The 18579-nt window shown below is 37.1% G+C and carries 15 protein-coding genes; 3 read left to right on the forward strand and 12 right to left on the reverse strand.

Going from position 1 to position 18579, the window contains the following annotated elements; translation table 11 throughout:
- Positions 1 to 49: 49 nt before the first annotated feature.
- Positions 50 to 550 (forward strand): hypothetical protein, encoded by a 501-nt coding sequence (locus ACKWCD_RS09430; RefSeq protein WP_413983693.1) that lies wholly within the window; start codon positions 50 to 52, stop codon positions 548 to 550.
- Between the two features lie 151 nt (positions 551 to 701).
- On the opposite strand, the gene ACKWCD_RS09435 is transcribed toward ACKWCD_RS09430, so the two are convergent.
- From ACKWCD_RS09435 to ACKWCD_RS09460, 6 genes are all read right to left on the reverse strand, one after another.
- Positions 702 to 2852, reverse strand: coding sequence for a Tex family protein (locus tag ACKWCD_RS09435; RefSeq protein WP_413983694.1), 2151 nt, complete (start codon positions 2850 to 2852; stop codon positions 702 to 704).
- Positions 2853 to 2925: 73 nt separating this feature from the next.
- Entirely contained in the window at positions 2926 to 3471 is a 546-nt protein-coding gene (locus tag ACKWCD_RS09440; protein WP_413983695.1) for a hypothetical protein, read from the reverse strand.
- Positions 3464 to 4786 carry an AAA family ATPase gene (locus ACKWCD_RS09445; RefSeq protein ID WP_413983696.1) on the reverse strand — a complete coding sequence of 441 codons (1323 nt, stop codon included), beginning with the start codon at positions 4784 to 4786 and terminating at the stop codon, positions 3464 to 3466. The genes ACKWCD_RS09440 and ACKWCD_RS09445 overlap by 8 nt, the downstream gene beginning before the upstream one ends.
- A 104-nt stretch (positions 4787 to 4890) precedes the next feature.
- Positions 4891 to 6972 carry a methionine--tRNA ligase gene (metG, locus tag ACKWCD_RS09450; RefSeq protein ID WP_413983697.1) on the reverse strand — a complete coding sequence of 694 codons (2082 nt, stop codon included), beginning with the start codon at positions 6970 to 6972 and terminating at the stop codon, positions 4891 to 4893.
- Positions 6973 to 7294: 322 nt separating this feature from the next.
- On the reverse strand, positions 7295 to 9016 hold the full coding sequence (locus ACKWCD_RS09455; protein WP_413983698.1) for a DUF1501 domain-containing protein: 1722 nt from the start codon (positions 9014 to 9016) through the stop codon (positions 7295 to 7297).
- Between the two features lie 7 nt (positions 9017 to 9023).
- Entirely contained in the window at positions 9024 to 10556 is a 1533-nt protein-coding gene (locus tag ACKWCD_RS09460) for a DUF1800 domain-containing protein (protein ID WP_413983699.1), read from the reverse strand.
- A gap of 213 nt (positions 10557 to 10769) precedes the next feature.
- Between ACKWCD_RS09460 and ACKWCD_RS09465 the strand changes: the two genes are divergently transcribed.
- Complete coding sequence (locus tag ACKWCD_RS09465; protein ID WP_413983700.1) at positions 10770 to 11129, forward strand: YraN family protein; 360 nt, start codon at positions 10770 to 10772, stop codon at positions 11127 to 11129.
- Positions 11130 to 11181: 52 nt separating this feature from the next.
- Complete coding sequence (locus tag ACKWCD_RS09470) at positions 11182 to 11841, forward strand: aspartate kinase (RefSeq protein ID WP_413983701.1); 660 nt, start codon at positions 11182 to 11184, stop codon at positions 11839 to 11841.
- Here ACKWCD_RS09470 and ACKWCD_RS09475 read toward each other — a convergent pair.
- From ACKWCD_RS09475 to pdeM, 6 genes are all read right to left on the reverse strand, one after another.
- Positions 11838 to 13202 carry a TlpA family protein disulfide reductase gene (locus tag ACKWCD_RS09475; protein WP_413983702.1) on the reverse strand — a complete coding sequence of 455 codons (1365 nt, stop codon included), beginning with the start codon at positions 13200 to 13202 and terminating at the stop codon, positions 11838 to 11840. The two genes, ACKWCD_RS09470 and ACKWCD_RS09475, sit on opposite strands and share 4 nt — an antisense overlap.
- A gap of 79 nt (positions 13203 to 13281) precedes the next feature.
- The gene (locus tag ACKWCD_RS09480) at positions 13282 to 13611 is read right to left on the reverse strand and encodes a tellurite resistance TerB family protein (protein WP_413983703.1); all 330 of its coding nucleotides are present in this window, start codon (positions 13609 to 13611) and stop codon (positions 13282 to 13284) included.
- A gap of 2 nt (positions 13612 to 13613) precedes the next feature.
- A complete protein-coding gene (locus ACKWCD_RS09485) occupies positions 13614 to 13958 on the reverse strand; it encodes a tellurite resistance TerB family protein (protein WP_413983704.1) in 345 nt (114 codons plus the stop codon).
- A gap of 94 nt (positions 13959 to 14052) precedes the next feature.
- Complete coding sequence (locus ACKWCD_RS09490) at positions 14053 to 14406, reverse strand: tellurite resistance TerB family protein (protein ID WP_413983705.1); 354 nt, start codon at positions 14404 to 14406, stop codon at positions 14053 to 14055.
- Positions 14407 to 14472: 66 nt separating this feature from the next.
- Complete coding sequence (gene mfd, locus ACKWCD_RS09495) at positions 14473 to 17868, reverse strand: transcription-repair coupling factor (protein WP_413983706.1); 3396 nt, start codon at positions 17866 to 17868, stop codon at positions 14473 to 14475.
- 67 nt (positions 17869 to 17935) lie between these two features.
- A complete protein-coding gene (gene pdeM, locus ACKWCD_RS09500; protein ID WP_413983707.1) occupies positions 17936 to 18574 on the reverse strand; it encodes a ligase-associated DNA damage response endonuclease PdeM in 639 nt (212 codons plus the stop codon).
- Positions 18575 to 18579 lie beyond the last annotated feature (5 nt).

Genomic DNA, 18579 nt, shown 5'->3' on the forward strand with positions numbered 1-18579 from the left:
ATACCAGTAACAACTTAAAAAATACATTAACTTTTAAAACAACATTATTATGAGACATTTAATTTTTGTAATTACTTTTTTCTCCTTTCTAGCGGTGTACAATTTAGAGGCACAAACTAAAACAAGTTCAGTTAAGAAGAATCAAACAGAGAAAATAAAAAACTTTAAATTCAAAGAGTATTATCCACTTAGCGATAAGCAATATGAAAGCATTAGCAATTTAAAGGGCAAAAAAGAGATTACACTAGAAAATGGTGAGATCGCGTATATGATTACGGCACAACAAATTGAACTCGTTACTTCGATTAGTCCTGAGGTACTGGAAGCATTGAATGCTTACTATTGTTCACTTCCATTGGAGCCAGGAGATTTATGTGAAGGAGATTGTAGAAGATGCCCTGAAGGTTATTTCTGTGGTCGTATTCTTCGACCCGCCCAAAGACCTTGTTTAGAAACGCAAAGAGACGAAAGAGGTTGCGAAGATGTTTTTATAGTTCAACCAGGTCCAAAAAGATGTATTGCTTTGCCAACTGGAATTAGATTAGACTAGTTATTTCGTTTTTTCACCTAAGATTTTGCTGTATTGGCTATTCAAAAAGTACTTTGTGAATTGACATTTAAGTTATCTCACGAATTTTCAGGTGCACTCGAAGTAGTACAATTATTTTTTACGTGAAGCGTATGGCGAATAGCGAAAAGCCCTACCCCTTATGCAACTTTAATTGAATCCGTTTTCTAGCAATGTCCACAGCCAAAACCTTTACAATGATTTGCTGCTGCAAACTAACATGGGCATTCACATCTTTTACAAAACTATCGGAGAGGTTTGAGACATGAATCAACCCACTTTCTTTGATGCCGATATCTACGAAGCAACCGAAATTGGTGATGTTGTTTACGATACCTGGAAGCAATTGTCCATCCCTTAAATCAGAAATGCTTCTTACGTTTTGGTCAAAGGTGAATACTTTTGCCTTTTCGCGACGGTCGAGTCCGGGTTTTTCGAGTTCTTCTATGATGTCTTTTAGGGTGGGTAAGCCAACGGTATCGGTACAATACTTTTGTAAGTCGATTTGCTGTAGTTCGGTTTTGTTTCCGATGAGGTCTGAAATTGATTTGCCCGTATTTTTTGCCATTTGCTTTACCAGCGCATAACTTTCTGGATGCACTGCAGAGTCATCCAAGGGGTTCTTTCCGTCTTTTATCCGAAGGAAACCAGCACCTTGTTCAAAGGCCTTTCCGCCCAAACGAGGGACTTTTTTTATGGTAGTCCGGTCTTCAAAAGGGCCATTTTCATTTCGAAAAGCAACTATATTTTCTGCCAACTTAGGACCAATACCGGAAACATAACTTAACAAAGGAACGCTCGCCGTATTGATATTTACACCTACGGAATTCACACAACTTTCTACAACGGCATCTAATGAGGTTTGTAGTTTCGCTTGATCAACATCATGCTGATACTGTCCAACTCCGATGGATTTAGCATCGATTTTCACCAATTCTGCTAAGGGATCAGCCAAGCGCCTTCCAATTGAAACTGAACCACGAACAGTTACATCATAATTCGGAAATTCATCTCTTGCAATTTTAGAGGCAGAGTAAATAGAAGCTCCCGCCTCACTCACTACATAAACTTCGATAGGGTTTTTAAAGTGAATGCGTTTGACTAAGTGTTCAGTCTCTCTCGAAGCGGTTCCGTTTCCGATGGCAATAGCTTCTATTTTATAAGCGTCACAAAGGGAGCTTATTTTTTTGATGGCCTCTGAACTTTTGCTTTGAGGTGCATGTGGGTAAATGGTTTCATTGTGTTTTAATTCCCCTTGCGCATTTAGGCATACCACCTTACAGCCAGTTCGAAAACCAGGATCAATGGCTAGAATTCGTTTTTCCCCCAATGGTGCACCTAACAATAATTGTTTTAGGTTTTTAGAGAAAACAGTGATGGCTTCATCATCCGCTTTTTCTTTGGCATTTTTGAGTAGTTCATTTGATAGCGATGGAAAAAGCAAACGTTTGTAGGCATCTTGTAGTGCTAACTTTATATGAGGCGTGCAGGAGGTATTCGATTTTAAGGTTCGGTCTTCGATTTTTGAAATGATATAGTCATCATCGATTTCGACTTTAACCCGAATAAAGCCTTCGTTTTCAGCACGTAGAATGGCTAAAAAACGGTGTGATGGACAGCGTTTTAAAGCTTCGCTCCAATCAAAGTAGTCTCTGAATTTTTGTGCTTTTTCGCTTGTGCTGAGCGCAGTCGAAGCATCGTCTTTCTTTGTGCCAATAACCTTGGTTATCAGCATGGCAGAGTGTTCTAATTGATTCCGAATTTGATTCCGGATAGAGATGCGTTCGTTCAGCCATTCCGCAATAATATGTCGTGCACCTTCCAATGCCTCATCTTCGTTTTGAACCTGCTCATTTAAATATTGGGAAGCTGCATACTCAATTTCATCATGATTTTGAGCCATGATGATTTTAGCTAAAGGTTCTAAGCCATTTTTTCTTGCGGTCTCTGCTTTAGTCTTTCGTTTTTTCTTGAAAGGAAGGTAGATGTCTTCTAGGGTAACTAAATCGTCTGCCTGTTGAATTTTGCTTTTTAGTTCATCAGTAAGCGCGTCTTGTTCTTCAATGGCTTTTAGAACAGCTAGTTTTCGCTTTTCTAATGCTTCAAATTGTGCTTTGAATTGAACAATCGTACCAATTTGCACTTCATCAAGGTTACCTGTTTTTTCCTTACGATACCTTGATATAAAGGGAATTGTACAATCTTGATCTAGGAGTTCGACTGTATTGATGATTCCTTTTTCTGGGAGTTGGGTGTATTTTGTTAGATATTTGAGTAAGACCATTTAATATTATTTTTTCAGATTCTTCAAAATACTTTGAGGTGGAAGAATAAAGAATAGTTTATACTGTAGGATCCTACATAACAATATAATTTCCTTCATGTAATTCACTATATCCGCATAGATTGGCAAATTCTAGAACTCTAGCTTGTGAAGAAGTGGTAGGTGCAGTTACAGGATTTGATATGGCAAATGGAGGAAAGGAAATCAAACCAGCTACAAAATAATCTGAAAAGTCAATACCTTTTTGTTTGAAGTCATTAATAGTTGAAGCTAATTGTTCAACTGCTTTTTTTCTATTAGTATTTCTTTTTTTTCTATTTAATGCCGCATTGTTTGACCATGTTACCTCCTTAAGTTCAATAAACCAAACAACCTTTTTTTTTGTTATAAGGGCATCACATTTTTTAATATTGTCCGAAGTAATTAAACAATCATCAATTGCAATAAAATCAATTATTTTTAAGTCGGAGTTTTCAATATAGCAAGTTGCATTAATTCTATCAGTTGTTGCGATACATTTGGCATTATTATAATCATTTAAATAAAATGAAACACCAAATTCTTCATGACATAAATTGGTTTTGCAATGGGGATATGCTGATATAATTTTGTCAATCATTAATAAGGGCTAACGTTCGAAAGTCATCCATAATAAAGTCTGTGACTTCATCTATTATGGTTTCTTCAATCAAATTATTTTCAGAATTGAAAATCTTATTTACAGAACCATCTTTGACTTCATAAGCATTGAAATTTTCAGGTGTAATCCATGAACAATTCTCAATAATGGTGTTTGCTTTTTCAGAATTAATTTTACCTTTTGTATGAGCTAACAAAAGATTATTAACTGAAGCCAAAATGTAAGGACTATGGGTGGTAATGATTAAGTTTTTTGAAAGTACCTGTCTATTAGTCTCTAAACAATTTTTGACTAAATATTTAACTAAGTTGTATTGCGCCTCAGGATATAAATTAAGCTCTGGTTCTTCAACTACATAATTTAAATTGAGATAGTTAATATTTTGAATTGAATGTTCTATCAACAACACTAATGGCAGTAAGGTTTGAATTCCAGAAGCGGATTCTCTCAATAAAATTCTTTGTGTTTTGTTATGGTATATATAGGATGAGCCGTTAACTCTTTTAAAACGAAAACTTCCTAAAATATCAATATTTAAATCTTCTATTTCTTGGACAGCTTTTTCAAATTCTTGAATAGTTGTCAATATGTGTTTTGGAATTTTGATGTCATTATTTATAAGGCCAGCAATATTAGGAGATAACAATGGAATCAATGACCTTTCCGCAGGTATATATAAAGAATCAAGAGGGCGAATATATTGAAAAGCCTTTTTAACAGGACTCATTAATAACTTATAGGAATCTAAACTGTCCTCCAACTTAAACAAACTTAGAATTTCATCGATATATTTATTATTATCTTTTGTTTCATCAAATATCTCCAAAATATTATCATGAAATCCAAATGAATCATCGTTGCCTAATTCGCGAAATAAAATTCTCTGTTTTCCATCTAATACAATGGCCGTTATCATTAGATTGATTACGACTTTAATTAGTTCATTTTTTTCCTTCTCCTTCTTCTTTTCCTTAATAGCGAAAAGTCTTTCTAAAAGGGAATCATAATCAAATTTTGTTTCCTTTTCTGAAGAATAATGATATCTAAAATATAGTGACTCGTATGTAATCAAAGTATTCTTTTTTAGATATGATTGAAGGTTGTATTTTTCCAACTCATTCTTAAGCTTAGTACTGTCGTTCTGCCTAAAGTTAAAGTCGTTCAAAATAGTAATTATTTTGGCTAAAGTACTTTTACCACTAGCCTGTTTGCCAATGAAAATCATCATATCTTTTACATCGATTTTGGCTTCCTTTATAGGTCCAAAATTTTTAATATGTAAGGTTTCGGCCATTATTTTGTAATAGAAAAAGCAAAAGGTTTATCAAAAAATGAAAGATACATTAAATTATGAAAATTGTTAATCAAACGTATTCGATTATAGAAATATATGCAATTTTAACTTATTCCTTCTCCATTCCCAACCCCTTCTTCATCAGGGTTAACAAAAACCAATTTGCCTTCCGCATTCTCCGTCATCAAAATCATGCCCTCACTTTCCACACCGCGCAAAGCCCGAGGCGCTAAGTTGACTAACACAGTTACTTTTCTGCCTACGATTTCTTCAGGAGTAAAACTCTCAGCAATACCGGAAACAATCGTTCTTGTGTCTAAACCGGTATCTACTTTAAGCACTAAAAGTTTTTTGGCTTTTGCCATTTTTTCGGCTTCGACGATGGTGCCGACACGCATGTCTAATTTTGTAAAATCATCGAATTGTATGGTGTCTTTTTGTGGCATGAGTTCTTTGTTAGCGTTTTCGTTTGCTTTTTTGGTGGCTTCTAGTTTGTCTAGTTGGGCTTGTATTTCTTTGTCTTCTATTTTTCTGAAGAGGAGTTCGGCTTTGTTGATTTGGTGGGTTGGGGGGAGTAGGGTTTCTTTCGTTGCAACATCTGCCCAGACAAGGCCTTCGACTGCGCTCAGGGTGACATTTAGAATTGATTTGAGTTTAGAACTTGTAAACGGTAAAAATGGTTCGCTTAAAACTGCCAATCCAGTTGCGATTTGAAGGGCTACGAACATGATGGTTTTTACACGCGCTTCATCTTCTTTGATGACTTTCCAAGGTTCTTCGTCGGCTAGGTATTTGTTTCCTAAGCGGGCTAGGTTCATTAATTCTTGACCGGCTTCCCGAAAACGGTAGCGGTCGATAGAGCTTGAAATGGTTTCTGGAAATTTTTTCAACGTCGCCAAAGTCTCCAAATCTACTTGTGAGAATTCCGAAGGACTTGGAACAACTCCTTCATAATATTTATTCGTCAAGACTACTACCCGATTGACAAAATTTCCAAAGATGGCTACTAGTTCACTGTTATTTCTAGCTTGAAAATCTTTCCAAGTGAAATCGTTGTCTTTGGTTTCTGGCGCATTTGCAGTTAAAGTGTATCGCAAGACATCTTGCATATCTGGGAATTCCTGTAAATACTCATGCAGCCAAACTGCCCAGTTTTTTGAAGTTGACAACTTATTTCCTTCCAGATTTAAAAATTCATTTGCTGGAACATTCTCTGGAAGTATATAATCTCCATGCGCTTTTAGAATTGCCGGGAAGATGATGCAATGGAATACGATATTATCCTTTCCTATGAAATGAACCAGTTTCGTGTCATCGGACTTCCAATAGGGTTCCCAGTCTTTGCCTTCGCGTTCTGCCCATTCTTTGGTAGACGAAATATATCCGATAGGGGCATCAAACCATACATACAATACTTTGCCTTCGCCACCTTCAACGGGTACAGGAATTCCCCAATCTAAATCTCGGGTTACAGCACGAGGGGCTAATCCGCCATCAATCCATGATTTGCATTGCCCATAAACGTTGGGTTTCCAGTCGTTCTTATGTCCTTCTAATATCCATTTCCGAAGAAAGTCTTCATATCTATCCAAAGGAAGAAACCAATGTTTTGTTTCCTTCATGGTAGGAACCGCACCAGAAACCGTTGATTTCGGATTGATTAAATCCGTAGCATTTAAAGTAGAACCGCAATTTTCACATTGATCTCCATATGCCTCTTCATGTCCGCAATTGGGACAAGTACCCACTACAAATCGGTCCGCTAAAAACTGATCAGCTTCTTCATCGTATAGTTGCGCTGTAGTTTCTTCTATAAAATCACCTTGTTCGTGCAATTTTTTAAAAAAGTCTCCGGCAGTTTTATGGTGAATCTCTCGAGACGTTCGGGAGTAGTTATCGAAAGTAATTCCGAAGTCTTGAAACGATTGGCGGATAATGCCATCATATTTATCGATAACTTCTTTGGGCGTAATACCTTCTTTTTTAGCTTTCATAGAGATGGCTACCCCATGCTCGTCACTTCCGCAAACGAAAGCAACATCGTTGCCTGTTAATCGCAAATACCGTGTATAAATATCCGCAGGCACATAAACTCCTGCCAGATGGCCGATGTGAATTGGTCCGTTAGTGTATGGTAGAGCGGCGGTTATCGTGTAACGCGCTGGAGAATTTTGGTTTTGAGCCATCAATCTAATTTTGAGCAACAAAAATAGCATTTTTTGTTGCGGCGTCGCTACCAAAATATAAGGAAGTACAAACACAAAAGACCCTGATACAAATCAAGGTTAGTTCAATCATCAATTTTGAATACTCAAAATAGGATTTCACTAAAAAAAGCCTCCGATGTATTGTGGGTACAATCGGAGGCTTAGCAAAAAGTGGGGGTAGATTTAGGGGACGAAATACGGACTCATAAATACTTATATCTTAAAATTCAAACACAAGCGTCAAATTCAAATTCAATTTTTTTTGCCAACTGCCAACTGCCAACTGCCAACTGCCAACTATTTAAGCTACCATTACGGATTTCGCCATTTTTTGATTCTGAACATCAATACGATAAATATATTTTCCCGCTGCCAAATGCTGAGGCATTCGCTCACGAATATTAATCTCTACCTGACCTTCAAGCATCATTTCATTAAAGACGGTACCTACTTGTTGTCCTAAAATATTGAACAATTGAATGTCAACATGTGCACTAAAGGGCATCTCTAAATAGATATGTGGATTCTCATCGGTTGGATAGAAAGGCTTGTGAACAATAGCATTAAGCAAATTAGGATCATAAGGCGTAGGTTCTGTAGGTTCGCCTCCAGGTGTAGTTACTTCTCCATCATTATAAACAATATCTGGAAAATCGACGCCACTACAATTAAATCCGAGATTGACAGGTTTATAGGTGTTCTGCGCAAAATAGATATGTTGCTCCACTAAGGGTATGGGAACACACAGCCATTCAGCTAGCACGGTAGCATATAGATCTCTAAAGTCCATAGTGTACTCCAAGTTTCCTCGATTATCAGGCTGGTCTAGAATAGGATGTTCTCCAACAAAAGCACTTCCGTTTAATCCTGCTCCGAAGAACAACGTGGGTGCCGCTTTACCATGATCGGTACCTTCTGAGCCGTTTTCAAAAATTCGTCTTCCGAACTCTGAAAAGGTCATACTCAATACTTTCTCATCTTGTTCGGTAAAGGACAAGTCATCATAAAAGTTATCAATAGCAACTGATAGATTAGTCATTAAACGCTCATGCGCTAGAGGTTGGTTACCATGAGTGTCAAAACCACCCATGGAAATCATATATACTTTGGTGCCTAAATTACCCTTGATTAGTCGTGCTAACAAAGCCATTTGACGGGCAAAATAGTTGTCTTGATATTCTACATCATTTTTAGAATTCATGTAAGCTTCATGGATCTTACCAGCATAATCATTGGTAACATTTGATACACCTCTTAAATACTTGATTTGATCTCCGTACATACAGGTATCATCAATTTCATCAACTGAATATGGATAGCCACTTCCAGCAATTTGTTCAAGTTGCTCTAGATTGTTTGTTACAAAGGCATAATTGGTTTCTTCACCTTCAAAAACCAAACTACCATAGTTTCCGATTTGAATTGCTGCAGGACCTTCAGGTCTGCTACCTGGTAAATCTGACAGATAGTCTGGAAAGCAATGCTCAAAGTGTCGTCCCATCCATCCTGTATTTAGTCCATCGAAACCCGTAGTTTCTAAATCGGTATTGGCAAAAATGTCAGAGCCTGTGAAATGAGATAGACTTTGATTTTGGTATCCAACACCATGAACTGCTTTAAATCGACCCTCTCCCCACATTGGTTGTAAGGCTCCCATGTACGATGGCACACCAAAGTCATCAGTAAGTTTCAAAACTTTACTTTCTGGAATATAGATATTAGGTCTCGCATTGGCGTAAGAATCGAATTGTTCAATTGGAATAACAGTACTCAGGCCATCATTACCACCAGACAAACGAATTAAAATTAAAATATTATCGGTTTCTGTGTCAGCTATAGCAGAAGTTAAAGCTGAAGGAGCAGAAGCACTAAGTAAGTTACTGCCTAACATCATTGAACCTGAGCCAGCTATACCTAAGGCTTGAATAAATGAACGTCTACTCCATTGAGTATGTTCGGTATCGTGGCCTTCATGTTCGAGACCTTTGTATGGGTTTAAATCTTTATCGTGAGTATCGCACATAGTAGGTTTATTTTAGTTGAAATTCAGGTTGTCTTGTAAGGTGTCTAATTAATAGCTGAACTTGATTAGGAACAGATGGGTACATCAAGTTCCAAATTGATTGACCTCCATCTATGTAATCTGGGCCATAATAAATTTCAGGAATGTCATTTATCTTGAAGGCCGACATACAATTGTTAAATTCTTCTTCAGTATACATGCCTTTAGGTGTTAGCTTATCGATAATAGCACGAACAACGATTTCTGGATTGCTAGTAGTTAGATTTGCTGGAGGGCCTACAGCGTCCAAAGCAAAAGTTCTGAATTGCTCTGCGTTACTTTCATAGAAAGCCATGACAATGTCGCGGGTTGTTATCCAACGACCGATTATAAAATTAGTGTTGATCCATTGACGATCTCTTTGCCATCCGGCGACATCTACTGGGTCAAATAAGGTTTGCCCAAGTAAATCACTGTAATTCACAATAGTTGCAATAGTGGTTTCTGTGTATTCGAAATTAGTTTCCTTTAAAAGGTTGAAATAAATATCAAAGGGACTCTTCAAAATAACACCAATTGACTCATCATCAAAAAAATGTTGGCTTTTAAATAACTGTGATAAAACGGGCGCGATTTCAAAGTTATTTGCAACAAATGTTGCAGCAAGCTCATTTATGATTCCTCTTGGGTGTCCAGTTGGGTAACTTCCCAAGTTAATGTCTTCTCTTTTTGAGTCGGGGTGCACAAAAAATTCATAGAATTTAGTACAAATGAATTGTGCTATTTCGTTAGGGCGTTGTGTAAAAAGAATATCGATGACATCATCATAGCCCCAATTACCGGTTTGACCAAATATGGTTTTAGATCCAGCATCATGACGCTCAGGGTTAAATAAGACAGCTTCGCATCCAACTTCACCTCTTTCTACATAACCTGTTAATGCTCTAGCGGTCTCCTCGATATCAGTTTCTGTGTAACCATTACCGTCACCTAAACTAAAAAGTTCGTATAATTCGCGAGCATAATTTTCATTCGGTCTGTTCTCGTTATTATAGGCCCCATCTAAGTAGTATAACATGGCATTGGTCAAACCTATTTCACTAATAAAGGTTCTAAAGTTTCCAATGGCATTGCGTTGCAAGCAGTTCGTATATTCATACAGATATGCATTACAATCGTAAACATCAAGTTCTGTTACAAAATGATTGCTCCAAAAGAAGCTAAGGCGATCGCGAAGATTGTTGTCTAGTATTGATTTTGCATAGTCGAGTTCCCATTCACCTTGCTGAGCTCTTCGCAGTTGCCTTGCTGCATCATCATCAGCGGGGTAGTTGCTGTTGTTCCAAGTGGCCCAAGTTGGAGCAGGGAGTATGGGTTTATTTAGGGCTTCGTTAATTAGTGAATCTACGAGTGCATTGGCATTTTGACCAGTTTGGTCATTGATAGTTTGAATCGATGCACTAAATCCTAACCTCCTATACAGGTGTTGTACTTGCTCCTTAGTTAAACCTCCAGCATAAGGAGTCAATGGAGAAGTATTGCAATTAATGAAATATTCCATAGTCAATTTGGGCGTTAGTATGTTTGTTCATAGCGCTTGGGGCTGCTATTTGCTTGGGGAACTAAAATAACGTAGCTAGAAATAGGATAGTATTAAAATCCTTGTATTTTCGTTGAACTACTAGATGAACTACGTGTATTTTGGTTAATCGGGACGTTTAACGGCGCATTTATTCGATGAAATGCACGTTTTTAATCTATTTTCTTGTAAATCATGGGTAAGCATAACGAGTTTGGAAAAGAGGGAGAGAAAATCGCAACTGACTTTTTAGTTCAAAAAGGGTATGTCATTAAACATAAAAACTATAGATACTTAAAATCTGAAATCGACATTATTGCCCAAAAGGAAGATGTATTAGCAATTGTTGAGGTGCGAGCGAGAAGCAACGATCAAATTATACCTATTGCAGATACCATAACAAAGAAGAAAATCAAACTGCTAGTCATGGGTGCGGATTATTATGTGACTGAAAATGACCTTGATATTGAAGTGCGCTTTGATGTGATTACGATATTAAAAAACAAATCCATATTTAAGATTGAACACTTGGAAAGTGCTTTTTATCATTTCTGACAATTTGTTTTATTTATAACAATATGTTATTTTTGTTGTAAATTCAATCGAAATGAAAACTATATCATCAGTTGTCGAACTTTATATCAAGAAAAAGCCATTTCTGCAAAGTGCTTTAGCTCAAGGAATTATTAACCTTACTTCGCTATCTAGAATAGTGAAACCCGAAATAGAGGAGGAACTAGGTAAAGATATTCGCAACGGAGCTATTGTCATGGCGCTAAAACGTCTTTCCGATGACTTGGAGTTTAGGGCAACTCACAAGATCATAAAAGTTCTTAAGAATATTGGTGAAATTACAGTTCGATCTTCGTTAACGGATTACACTTTTTTGGCTTCCGATACAATTTTGGTCCAACAGGCGAAACTTCTGGAAGCCATAAACGAAAATCAAGATGTTTTCTATACATCATCAAGAGGTGTCAATGAGATCAATATTGTTATCAGCAACGTAATGGACGCCACGGTTGAAACCCTTTTTAACGCTGAACGTTGCACACAAAAGGCAGAAGACCTCTCATCGATAACCGTAAAATTACCTGCGGAAAATGTTTCAGTGCCAGGTATTTATTATTTTATATTTCAGCGATTAGCCTGGGAAGGTATTGTACTTTACGAGGTGATTTCAACAACGAATGAATTTACTATTCTGGTAGATGATAGTCAGGTAGATATTGCTTTCAAAACTATAAAAGACTTAAAGACGCTTTAGTCGTTTTCTTTCAAGAACTCGACAATCTCTTTATCTGTCTCTGGCTTCGCGATTATTTTTTTATTCGAATCAAGGATGAAATAAGATGGTGTTGCATGAATGTCATACAGCTTAGCATAGTCGCTTTCCCATTTACCAAGGGCAATGGCATGACTAAAACCGTCCAACTTAGCGGATTCTAATTCCCATGTGTCTTTTGAGTTTTCTAATCCAACTGCAACAACCTTAATATTTTTATATTTTTTCAACTCCTTGTGCAATGCAGGTAACTCTCTAAGACAATGACCGCAGGTACTGCTCCAAAAAATTAATATGTAATTCTCTGCTTCTTCAAGGCTACTTAAACTTTTTGTTGTTTCTCCTTCTTTCCAGTTCATCTTTGGTGCCACAGCTCCTATTCGAAGTCGATTATATATCTCAATTTTATCAATGACATCTTTGTTGGTCGCGGCAAGAGGAGAAGGTTTTAAATGAGTCTTAAAGATATGGTCAGCAGTGTCTTCGAATCCGGTGGCAATACTTTGAGTCCATAGTGTATAGAATACATGAAAGAGGTACGTATCTGAAACTCCTTTCAGGTTTTCGGCTATTACAGAAACATTCTCTTGTATTTCTATTTCAGTCTCTTCTTTTTTTAGGGTTTCTAACGGAAGAGCTGTAAAAGCGTAATTTGTCAATTTATCGGTAAGAAAACCTGAAGAATGTAAAATGGGATTATTTAAATCAAGATTTTCGAAGTAGGAATTCTTTCGATTTTGAACATAATCTTGAACAGTTTCATGATCAGTTGGAATATAGGGCTTATTAGCTTTTATAAATTGATGTGAGACCAAGTTTTCTGACTTATCTTCATACTTTTTCTGAACCTTATGAAATTTTTGAAGAATTTCTTGATATACTTTTTTATTTGAAGAACCCTCGGCATAATATGAAATTAAACTTTGTTCAATACTATTAATTTCTTTGAAATATGTACCAAAGAGTATATTCTCATCAGAGATAATAAAATCAACGCCTTGCTCTTGATCGAATTTAAGCTTTATATCTTCTTTTCCATTGTAGATTACATCAAAAAAGTACTCCTCTTGAGGCACTGCATATACCAATCGGTATGTGCCTGAAGGTGAATCTTCAGGTAGTTTTAAAGTAAAGTCACCATTTTTTATAGCTGTATCTGCTGCATAAACTTGAGTGCCTGGTTTAAGACGATATGCGATTAACCAGCTATAGTCATTTGCTGGAAAAAAGCTTCCTGAAATAGTATTTTGGGCTTTAGCTGATATGATGATCAGAAAAGCAAAGGAGAGAAGAATACGTTTCATAATTACCATTACGTCTAAATTCGTGCCAGACTTAGTCATTGCTATTTGAAAGACAAATTTAGGTATTAAAACCTGATAATTAATTTTAGTTTGAAGAACTCAAAGATTGTAAAAATCCCTACTCAAGTTCTTCGCCCAGACCCATACTGGTAAAAGTTGATATAATTAAATCCATTTCCTTTTCGTGAAGAAGGTTGTCAGACACGGCTACATTTCTTAAAATTTCAACCAAAGCTTTCTTTTTATCGTAAGTAAGTTTATGAAGCGAGACAAGTGCAGTATCTCTATCTAAGTCTTCAGCTGCCTCGATCGTTGGAATGTCAAAACCTAAATCCTTTTTCAATTCCTCCAAAAACTTCATTTCACCTTGGTGTAAAGTACCGTCTGCCTTTATTACATCAGTAGTAATCTTGAGAACCGCTAATTTTTCGTTGAAGTCAAATTCCATAATTATAATACACTCCTATAAATTCCAATAGCTTCACAGATTTCAAAGATTAGAGATTTTTCTTTTTTATGTGCAAACCCATCTGCGAGCGCCATCTCGTTCAAAATTTCAGCAATAACAAGTTTCTTTTTGTCAGACATACTTTCTAAGACCAAAATACCTTGCTCAGTTGATAGGTTTCGCGCTTGCACTATAGAATTACTGTCAAAATCTAAACGGTGCATTAATTCACTTAATGTACTAATTTCACCTGTATGTACATTACCGTCTGCGATAATCACAGAATCTAAAGCATGTACGATTGCCAACTTTTCTGCTAGAGAAAAGGGAATGGTTAATGGTTGCATAAATTCTAATTGTGGGGTTAGAACGAAACGAATTTAAGCAAATTATAACCGTAAAAGAAATTTAGGAATCCAAAGACAAATTGTCAATAGATCACTATTCTTCGTTACTTTCTAAGCTGATGCTCAAATGGTTAAATAAATCTAGGAGAATTGACATTTCTTGGTCTGCAATAATTCCATCAATGCGAGCCATTTCTTGTAATACCTGAATCACCGTTTCTTTTTTGCTTTTCTCCATTTTATCAAGAATTGCTTGACTTTGATAAAGATCCATTGTTTTGGCTTGTTGCACAAAGCTTAGCTCAAAATTTAGGCGGTGACTTAATTCTGTTAAGAACTGAATTTCCTTTTTGTGAATTACACGATCTGCGACAATTATAGAATGAATCATCTTTACGAAGGCCAATTTTTCTGGAATACTAAAGCTGAGCTTATTTGTAGTTTTCATAATAAGTAGGTTTTAAGTTACATAAACGTACGAAAAATATACATATTACCCAATTGAAAACGTTTTCTAACTCGGGGCAATAGAATCTACATTAGAAATTTTAAGAGGGGATAATTCCTGAAGGGCTTTTTCTATTGAAGTTATGCCTTCAAATACGAGTAGTAGTCGAAGCCCATTTCTGGTTTGCTTCTCTTTCATTTTGCAAATATTGGAGTTGGTTTGGATGAATTGCAAAACCTTCGTGAAATTGGGACTTTGATAAAAGTCAGATTGTTGGTCCGAGACAAAATACCCAATTAGCTTTCCTTTTTTAAGAATCACTTTTTCTAAACCAATACCTGTGGCAATCCATTTAATGCGAACGGAATTTAAAAGATCCTCTGCTTCAGCGGGCAATTCGCCAAAACGATCAACAAGTTCAGATTCATATTTTGCCAATCCTTCTTCATCTTTTACCTGATTCAATAATGTATAAAGATTCAAGCGTTCCGTGACATTGTTTATATAATCATCGGGAAAAAGCAATTCAAAATCAGTATCTAACTGTGTATCCTTTAAAAACGTTTTTTCTTGATGCCCTTCAACTTCGTCATAAAGTTCTTTGAACTCGTTTTCTTTTAACTCGTCAATTGCTTCTGCCAATATTTTTTGATAGGCATCAAAGCCAATTTCATTAATGAACCCACTTTGTTCGCCACCCAAAAGGTCTCCGGCACCACGAATTTCTAAATCTTTCATGGCAATATTAAAGCCGCTTCCAAGTTCTGTAAATTGTTCCAAAGCTTGAATTCGTTTGCGAGCATCATTGGTCATTACATCGTACGGAGGTGTTATAAAATAACAGAAAGCTTTTTTGTTGCTTCGACCAACACGACCCCGCATCTGGTGTAAATCACTTAGCCCAAAGTTATTGGCGTTATTAATAAAAATAGTATTGGCATTGGTTACATCAAGTCCGCTTTCAACTATGGTGGTCGATACAAGCACGTCAAATTCCCCATTCATAAATGCGAGCATAAGGGTCTCAAGTTTTTTTCCTTCCATTTGGCCATGTCCGATGCCAACTTTCGCATCGGGGACCAAGCGCTGAATCATTCCTGCAACCTCTTTAATGTTTTCGATTCTGTTGTGAATGAAGAATACTTGACCGCCACGCTGAATTTCGTAAGTAACCGCATCTCGAATAATTTCTTCCCCAAAACGAATTACTTGACTTTCTATAGGATAACGATTCGGTGGAGGTGTGTTGATTACAGATAGATCCCGAGCAGCCATCAAACTGAACTGTAATGTCCTTGGGATCGGTGTGGCTGTTAAAGTCAACACATCGACATTTTCTTTGATGGATTTTAATTTGTCCTTAACTGAAACCCCAAACTTTTGTTCTTCATCAACGATGAGCAATCCTAAGTCTTTGAACTTTACGTTTTTGTTGACCAATTGATGTGTTCCTATAATAATGTCAACTTTACCTGCCTCCAGTTTCTCCAAGGTCAACCTGCGTTCTTTGGCAGTTCGAAAACGATTCAGATAATCTACCGTTACCGGCATTTCTTTTAATCGCTCTTTAAATGTTCTACTATGTTGGAAGGCTAGAATCGTGGTTGGCACCAGCACGGCAACTTGCTTTCCGTTTGCAACAGCTTTAAAAGCTGCTCGAATGGCCACTTCTGTTTTTCCAAACCCAACATCGCCGCAGATCAAACGATCCATCGGACGCTCACTTTCCATATCCCGTTTGATATCTTCTGTGGCTTTGCTTTGATCGGGAGTGTCTTCGTAAATAAAAGAAGCTTCCAATTCATGTTGTAAATACCCATCTGGATCATACTGAAAACCTTTTTGAAGTCTCCGCTTCGCATACACTTTTATGAGGTCAAAAGCGATTTTCTTAACCCTTGATTTGGTCTTCTGTTTGATTTTCTTCCAAGCAGCGGAACCAAGTTTGTAGATTTTAGGTACAGCTCCATCCTTTCCATTAAACTTGGAAATCTTGTGAAGGGAGTGAATGCTGACATATAAGATATCACGTTCGCCATACATCAATTTAATGGCTTCCTGCTTCTTCCCTTCTACATCTATTTTTTGGAGTCCGCCGAACTTTCCAATACCGTGGTCTATATGAGTTACATAATCCCCAATTTCCAGTTTGTTTAGTTCTTTAAGCGTTATGGCTTGTTTCTTTGCATAGCCATTCTTCAAACTGAATTTATGGTACCGCTCAAAAATTTGATGATCCGTATAGCAGACAAGTTTTAAATCATCGTCAATAAATCCTTGATGTATAGAAAAGACTATTGTTTTGTAGTGTACCTGTGTTTCAACTTCCTCAAAAATATCATGAAATCGTTTGGCTTGCTGTTCAGTGGCACAAAATATAAAGTTTGAATAGCCATTTTGATGATTCACATTCAAGTTGTCGATCAGTAAATCGAACTTTTTATTGAAAGAGGGTTGGGGTTTCGTATGGAAGACTATCTCTTCAGTTTGTGCTTCAGCTGCGCTTAGCATGACATTTGACCCGAAACTAATTAATCCGAAATTTTGTAATTCAGTTGCGAATTGGTTAGAATTCAAGAATAGTTCTTCAGGTTTGGCATGTTTGATGTCTTCCGATAGTTTAGAAAATGCCTCCTTCGCCTTTTTGAAAAAATCATCCAATCTGTCAAAAAGCATTTCGGTATTCTTGGCAAAAACTATGGTTTTGGGGGATATGTACTTTAGAAAACTTTCCCGCTTTTCTTCCAAAAACTTGTTGGCAACATTCGGAATTATCGTAATCTTTTTCACTTTGTCAGTTGAAAGCTGGGTCTCAACATCAAAGGTTCGAATACTATCCACTTCATCTCCGAAGAACTCAATACGATAAGGTTCATCGTTGGAAAATGAGAAAACATCCACGATGCCACCTCGCACGGAAAACTCCCCAGGCTCTGTAACAAAATCAGCTCTTTTGAACTGATATTCGAAGAGAACTTCATTGAGGAAATCTAACGAAAGGGTATCCTCCAATTTTATTTTAAGGGTATTCTTTTCAAGCTCTCTTCGGGTGACCACTTTTTCAAAAAGCGCATCCGGATACGTAACGATAACCGCAGGTTTCTTGCGAGAATTAATACGATTTAAAACCTCGGCACGCAGCAGCACATTCGCGTTATCGGTTTCCTCGATTTGATAGGGTCTACGATAACTCCCCGGATAAAACAGCACATCATTCTCACCGATCAATTGCTCTAGGTCATTGAGGTGATAGGCGGCCTCTTCTTTATCATTGAAAACCAAAAGAAAGGGGGTTTCGGTCTGCTTGAAAGTTTCTGATAGTACAAAGGAAATAGAGGACCCTGCGAGTCCTTTTAAATGATGTCTAACCGGGGTGGAGGTTTCACTTTCGACAATAGCATTCCGCAGTTTCAGCAATTGCGGAGACTGTGCAAAGAACTCGGAAATCGGGGTTTTAACCAACCGTTAAATTTTTGCAAAGATACACTTGAAAGGGTAAACCTACCAAAACTTATTTCATGGTATGGGCTTAAATTTTTACCTGAAAAACTTCATCATTGGTAATTGCAAAAACCTCGTTGGTTTTCTTTGGTTTTAAGGTATGTGTTCCGGTAAACTCACCGAATGCGGGAACAATCATTTGATTCATGCTCTTAAAAAAGCAAGGTAGGCGTAAGCTTTGTCTTCCAGCGCCACGAAGGCGAACTGCTGGATGAATGTGCCCTGAGAAATTGAAATACCCTTTGCGTTCTTCAGGATGATGTGTAAAAAGGAATCCCCCTGATTTAATTTCTGGCACCACTTGAACCCCTAATTTCTCATATCTTAAAGGAGAAATGATATCATGATTGCCTTCAACCAAGATAAGTTCTGAGGAAGTTTTTGCTACCCATTTTTCGAACAAATCCCATTCTTTATTAACGAATGAATGGAACAAATCACCCAAAAAACAAATGGTTTTTGGGTCAAAGAAAGTAATGGTTTCATTCATTAATTCAAAGTTCTTTTGGATTGCTTTTTGTGGAACCGCAGCACCAAATTTTCGAAAATGAGAGACTTTCCCCAGATGCACATCACTAATGATAAGCATTGATTTTTCCCTCCAAAACAACACTCCCGAAGGATGCATGATAAACGTATGGTCTTGAATTTTGATGGGCAGCGTCATTGCTT

The organism is Maribacter taeanensis, from assembly GCF_047345145.1.
Classification (GTDB): domain Bacteria; phylum Bacteroidota; class Bacteroidia; order Flavobacteriales; family Flavobacteriaceae; genus Maribacter_C.